Source organism: Verrucomicrobiota bacterium, assembly GCA_016871495.1.
In the GTDB taxonomy this organism is placed as follows: Bacteria; Verrucomicrobiota; Verrucomicrobiia; order Limisphaerales; family VHDF01; genus VHDF01.
Genome location: VHDF01000146.1, coordinates 1 through 6,094, shown reverse-complemented (window position 1 = coordinate 6,094; position 6,094 = coordinate 1). Strand labels below are relative to the sequence as shown.

The 6,094-nt window shown below is 61.6% G+C and carries 5 protein-coding genes; 4 read left to right on the top strand and 1 reads right to left on the bottom strand.

What is annotated here, in order from left to right; all coding sequences use genetic code 11:
- The coding region (locus tag FJ404_18945; protein MBM3824929.1) for a DUF1549 domain-containing protein at window positions 1-1,385 on the bottom strand (1,385 nt) is incomplete at its 3' end.
- 264 nt (window positions 1,386-1,649) lie between these two features.
- Here FJ404_18945 and FJ404_18940 point away from each other — a divergent pair.
- From FJ404_18940 to FJ404_18925, 4 genes are all read left to right on the top strand, one after another.
- A complete protein-coding gene (locus tag FJ404_18940; GenBank protein ID MBM3824928.1) occupies window positions 1,650-1,877 on the top strand; it encodes a hypothetical protein in 228 nt (75 codons plus the stop codon).
- 367 nt (window positions 1,878-2,244) lie between these two features.
- Window positions 2,245-3,306, top strand: a complete 1,062-nt coding sequence (locus FJ404_18935; GenBank protein MBM3824927.1) for a hypothetical protein — start codon at window positions 2,245-2,247, stop codon at window positions 3,304-3,306.
- A gap of 870 nt (window positions 3,307-4,176) precedes the next feature.
- Entirely contained in the window at window positions 4,177-5,190 is a 1,014-nt protein-coding gene (aroF, locus tag FJ404_18930; protein ID MBM3824926.1) for a 3-deoxy-7-phosphoheptulonate synthase, read from the top strand.
- Window positions 5,183-5,992 (top strand): Rieske 2Fe-2S domain-containing protein, encoded by an 810-nt coding sequence (locus FJ404_18925; protein MBM3824925.1) that lies wholly within the window; start codon window positions 5,183-5,185, stop codon window positions 5,990-5,992. The genes aroF and FJ404_18925 overlap by 8 nt, the downstream gene beginning before the upstream one ends.
- The last annotated feature ends 102 nt before the right edge of the window (window positions 5,993-6,094 follow it).

Sequence of the window (6,094 nt, the reverse complement as noted above, 5' to 3'; positions counted from 1 at the left end):
GGACGGGGTGAACCGTGCAAAACCTCGCGCGCTGCCCCCAAGTAGGCCGCGATCCTGGGCCCGTCCGTCGCGCGCACGCGGGTCAGCGCCCCCCGCAACGTTTTGCTTTCACGAGTGTGCCGGCGGCGCAATTCCTCGACCCGCGGCTCCAACGTTCCGTCGGGATCCAGGCACGCGATATCCTGGCGCGAGCCGCGCAGATACGCGGTCAGGCTGTAATAGTCCTGGGTGGAGATCGGATCGAATTTGTGATCGTGACAGCGCGCGCAAGCGACGGTCAGTCCCAGAAAGGTTTTCGAGAACACATCGATCTGGTTGTCGATGCGGTCCGCCTCGTCCAGATAGGGATCCACCGGACCGTGGGTGGCTTGGTGCATGTACCACCAACCAGTGCCGATGACCGACTCGTTGAACCCGGCTGTCGGATGCCGCCGGGGTGGCTGGAGCCGATCGCCGGCGATGTGTTCCTTCACGAACTGGTCGTACGGCACGTCGGCGTTAAAAGCCCGGATCAGGTAATCGCGATACTGCCAGGCGTGCGGAATGGAGTAGTCCTGCTCATGCCCGTAAGTCTCGGCAAAACGGACAAGGTCCATCCAATGGCGCGCCCAACGTTCGCCGAAATGAGGTGAGGCCAGCAGCCCATCCACCACGCGGGCCCGCCCGGTTTGAGAAGTGTCCTTCAGAAACGCCTGGAGTTCCTCGGGTGTGGGCGGCAAACCGGTGATCACGAAGTGGACCCGACGCAGCCACGTCGCCGGACGGGCGGGGGAGGCAGGTCGAAGGCCCTGACTTTCCAACTTGGCCAGGATGAAGCGATCCACTGGATCATCCGACCAACGGACATCTTTCACGGCAGGTGTCGCTGATTTCTCTAAGGGCTGGAAACTCCACCATTCGCGGCGCGCTTGAAACACGCTCGCCCAATCCGCGCCCCCTGCCGACTCGGTCACCGGGGGAAGATCCCGCGGGTCGGGCGCGCCGTCGTTCACCCATTGAACAAGAGAAGCGATGGCGGAATCGGACAGTTTCGGCCGGTCCTTTGGCATCTTGAATTCGGCATGCGCATGGCGAATCGCCTGGAGGAGCAAACTGTTGGCCGCATCGCCCGGCACCACCGCCGGTCCGGAATCGCCGCCCCGGCGCAGCCCGTCGCGTGAATCCACCCTCAGCCCGCCCTTCTGTTTCTTCGCGCCGTGACACTCGTAGCAATCGTTGGCCAGAAAGGGGCGAATCCGGCGCTCGAAGAAATCGGCCTGCGCCGGCGTGATCGATTGGGCGGCGTGCCCGGCGAAAGGGTGGCTTCCGCAAGCCACGATCACCATCAGCGTCCACACCAGTCGACGCACGGGAGAGTGCGCTGGTTGGGAGGACGAGACGATCATGGGGATTGAAATACACTCACGGCCGTTGACTTGTCAGGCATTAACCTCGGCTTGCCGAAGTGCTGGCGTACGGAGCAAATCACAACCGACCGAAGCGCACCCATGAGCCCCATACTTTTTGTTGCACTAATCGCTTTCCTGGGCTGCATGGCCCGCACACTGGCGGCGCCCCCATCCCCGGTTGACGGAACGGCCGGGACGAACAACGAACCCTGGGTGTAATATCCGGGCAAGACCGGACCAGGCCGTGGCAAACAGGTGGTCGTGATCTCTGGCGACGAGGCATATCGTTCCGAGGAAGCCTTGACTCAATGGGGAAAAATTCTGGCCGTGCGGCGAGGGGTTTGTGATTCGGCGGAATCAGGCTGGCTCGTCCGCACCGAGATTCTCAAGATCGCGCCATCGCACATTGGAACGGATCCGCTGGGCATCAACGCCTTTGCAGCGACGGCTGCCGTGCATCCCGAAGCGATGCGACCGGAGGCAACGTAACTCGGGGGCAAGACCTTATCACCAGAACCTTTTTTCGGCGCGGCAAAGTTATTCACCGCCGGCTGCGGGGAGCTGTTCCTGGCTCTGTTCGCCCGCGGATGAATAACTTTGGAAACCGTATCATTTGTTTGTCGTGTGGCGCAGGCTGCCTAGCCTGCCGTATCGCCGACTGCCCGTCGGCCCGGCGGGTGAAGAACGAGGCCCTTCCATGCTCTCCACGCGCCGGGTTCCCTTCATCGCCACAGCAGACAGAGCTGTCTGCGTTAATACGACAACCCGGTCACCGACAACCTCTGGATGTGCCGTGACGGCTGAGGTGGATCCGTCGGGACTCGACGACCATTCATTTCTTCTCCACCCTCCTGCCATGCAATCAATCCGAAGGTTCACGCTGGCCATGGTGCTCCTCAGCGGCGATTGGAGCAGCGACTGTCGCGCACAGACCGCCCTCGCCGATCGTCCCAGGCACGTCCCCGCGGGATTCTCTTTGCAGTGGCAGCCGAACTTCGACGATGACGCAATCCTCCAGCAACTGGAGTTCACCGACGCCAAGGCCTGGCGGCGGAACACGCACGAAGGCCGAGCCGTCCTCGAACTGGTCGGAAACAGCCGCTACACGTCGAAGGTTCGCTCCCCCAGCAGCATCGCACTGCTGACGACCCGTCGATTCGGCGATTTCCTTCTTGAAGCCGAACTGCTGCAGACGGGACGCGATTACGGGCACCGGGATCTTTGCCTTTTCTTCGGGTTTCAAGACCCGGGTCACTATTATTACGTGCATTTCGCCAGCAAGACCGACCCGGAGGCGAACCAGATCTTCATCGTCAATGAGAAGCCCTTCACCAAGATCTCGACCAAGACCACCGCAGGCAGCCACTGGGGCCAGAACCAATGGCACCGCGTCCGGGTCCAACGCATCGGGAACAAGATTTCGGTCTGGTTTGATGACATGACCACGCCTGCGATGCTGGCTGAGGACGCCTCCTTTGGCGCCGGATATTTGGGATTCGGGTCTTACAACGACAGCGGGATGTTCGCCCAAGTGCGCGTTTGGGCGCCCGCCGTGGAGGAAGTGGAGCGCAACCGCGATCTGTTCAAGGCGAAAGCCGCGACCCGCTCCGCTTTCGACGGGGAGTTTCGTCCGCTCTTCAAGAGCGGGTCACTCGGGGGCTGGAGGGCGCTGAATATGAGCGACTGGTCGATCGAGGACAGCGCCATCAGAGGACAATCGAACCCCCGGAATCCCTGTGCGCTGAACCAGTTCCTGGTGTGTCGAACGCCCGCGGGGACGCGGTCCAACCCCGGACTGAGGAACGGAATCCTGTTGGGATTCGAGACGGCCCTGTCGACCGCGATCCATGCTCGTGCGAGGGGTTACACCGACCGCGGGGATTCGGCGCTCGGCGGTCCTCGCGTGCGGGTTTTCTAAGGACAGCGATCTCTGATGGAGCGGTTCGAGATGGCGCTGGTTACGATCGCGCCGCGTTGCGGGTTGGGTGTGAGGCCTTTTGCTTTTCCTCACGCAAAGGACGCGAAGGACGCAGAGAGAACGTCGAGGGAGATGTTCGAGGGGAGGTTTGAGCCGGAGCAGTTCAGAGAGCTTTGTGCGCGATGTTCCAGACGACATGAGACACCAGCCTCATAAAGACTGAGCGGCTATTGGTGCGGAGCGAGCCACGATGGCCGTGGCGTGTGTTCAAAGCCCTGAGAGGTCATCCGTGATTTTGAGTGAAGCCCAAATCCACGGGTAACACGCAGCAACGCATGTTTCCACGACGCCTGGAAGTGCCTTGGACAGGTTCGCATCATCGAAATTCCATCGATCACGCCCGCGACAGCGGGCCGTTCTAAATCCGCGCATCCTTCAGCCGCACGAATCACCTTTCGCAAGCCCGTCAGAAGTCTTACGCGCGGATTCGGTGCATCCCGATGTTGCCGGTGATGCAGGTAGGGCGCGTCCGTCCCGGCGCGCCGCTGGAGCATGATGTTTGCATCCAGTGGGCGGCGGGATGGGACAGGCCCGCCCTACCAACACCATCGGGATACACGGGCGTGGATTTAGGTGAAGTGTGAAGGATTGACGGCGGGAAGGGACTTGGTAGGCTGGCGTGCATGATCGCGAGGATGAAGGCTCGGCGCGACGAGGGTAGCTGGTGTTTTTATTTTACCGGCGATGGACCCCTGCGCGCGGGCCGGAGATGAAGCGATCGTCAACCCTGAAACTCGAATGCCGCAGGCCTCCGCCTGCGGCTTTTTCGTTTCGAGCCGGGGCGGTTGCGGGCGGAAAGACTGAAGCACTATGATTATTGTATTAAAACCCAATCAGGCGAGGAGGGCCGAGAAAGCCGTGACGGACGAGATCGAGCGCCTGGGTTACAAAGCGCACGTGATGCGCGGCGTGGCCCGGACGGTCATCGGCGCGATTGGCGATGAGCGAACCCACGCCAACCTGGAAGCGCTCAGCCTGTGGCCACAGGTCGAATCCGTCATGCCGGTTCAAAAGCGCTTCAAACTGGTCAGCCGGGAGGCGCACCCCGCGGATTCCACGGTCAAAGTGCGGCATCTGACCCTGGGTGGGCGCCGGTTCCACGTCATGGCAGGCCCGTGCTCGGTGGAGAGCGAGAAGCAGTTGATGGAGACGGCGTTGGCGGTCAAGGCCAGCGGAGCAACGCTTCTGCGCGGCGGGGCATTCAAACCGCGAACTTCCCCCTACGAGTTTCAGGGTCTGGGCAAGAATGGCCTCAAGCTGCTGGCCAAGGCGCGCAAGGAAACCGGGCTTCCGATTGTGACCGAATTGTTGTCCGAATCCCACGCGGACATGGTGGCCGAGTATGCGGATGTGCTGCAGATCGGCACGCGCAACGCCCAGAATTTCCAGCTCTTGATTGCGGCGGCGAAGACCGGGAAACCCGTGCTGTTGAAGCGCGGGTTGTCGATGAAGATTGAGGAGTGGCTCCTGGCCGGCGAATACATTCTGGCCCACGAAAATCCCAATTTGATGCTGTGCGAACGGGGCATTCGCACGTTCGAAACGTACACCCGCAACACCCTGGATTTGACTGCGGTGCCCATCGTCAAGCAGGAGAGTCATGTTCCGGTCGTGGTGGATCCCAGCCAGGGAGTGGGCCGGGCGGACTTGGTTTTCGCGGTGTGCAAGGGGGCAGTGGCGATGGGCGCGGACGCTTTGCTCATTGAAGTGCATCCCAATCCGTCCAAGGCCTGGAGCGATGGCGCGCAACAGTTGACACTCGATGGCTTCTCGAGACTGATGACCGAGCTCAAGCCGTTCATTCACGCCGCGGGCCGTGAGTGAAGCGCCGCCCATGGAACAGGAAACCCAGGCTTACGACGACGCGATGTTCGAGTTCTCGCAAGGGAACTACGACCGGGCCATCGAGCTGCTGTCGGACATTCTCCGAGGGGATCCGGCCCATTTCGACGCACAATTATCCCTGGGCATGGCGTATTGCCGGAAGGGTGATTTTGCGAGAGCCATCGAGGAAGGGCACGTCGCGGAACGGATGCGTCCGAACGAACAACTGGTGCACACCAATCTCTCCCTTTTCTACATGCGCGCGGGCGACAAGAAGACGGCGGAGCACCACGGGTTGCAGGCTCGCATCGCGTCGTGGAAAGGCAACATGGCTCCGCCTACGCCCCCACCGGCGGCCGGCTCCGTGGAACAAGAACTGCAATGGGCGAAACCTTCCCCGGCGCCGATGGCCATCCCCGAGAAGTTTCCGGACATGCCCTGGAGAAAGCAGGCGCGGGTGGGAGCGCCTGGACCCGGGGCGGCGGCAGAAGGCTGGACGATGGTGGAGGGGGCGGAGTCCATGGCGGAAGGGGCGGGCCGGACGTTCATTGTTGCGGGCTTGGAGATCGCCCTTTACCGGGTGGGGGATCGCTATTACGCGGTCGATGATCGGTGTCCGCATCGCGAGGCTTCATTGGGCGCGGGTTATCAGGAGCGGGGCCAATTGTATTGCCCGATGCACGGATGGAAATTCGACCTGGCGACCGGGGCCGGGTTGACGAATCCCGAGCGGCCCGTGCGCACGCATTCCACGGAGATGCGGAACGGAAAAGTTTGGGTTCGAGTTTCCCCTCGATTGTGATTAAACCTTGACCCTTATGAAGAGCGCGTATGAATTGGCGATGGAACGGTTGAGCAAATCCGCTCCGACGGTCAAGTTGACGGAGGAACAGAAGAAGCGCCT

Bases quoted from the DNA above. Each gene is read 5' to 3' on its own strand.
- FJ404_18935 (MBM3824927.1), top strand. From the start codon at position 2,245: ATGCAATCAATCCGAAGGTTCACGCTGGCCATGGTGCTCCTCAGCGGC.
- aroF (MBM3824926.1), top strand. From the start codon at position 4,177: ATGATTATTGTATTAAAACCCAATCAGGCGAGGAGGGCCGAGAAAGCC.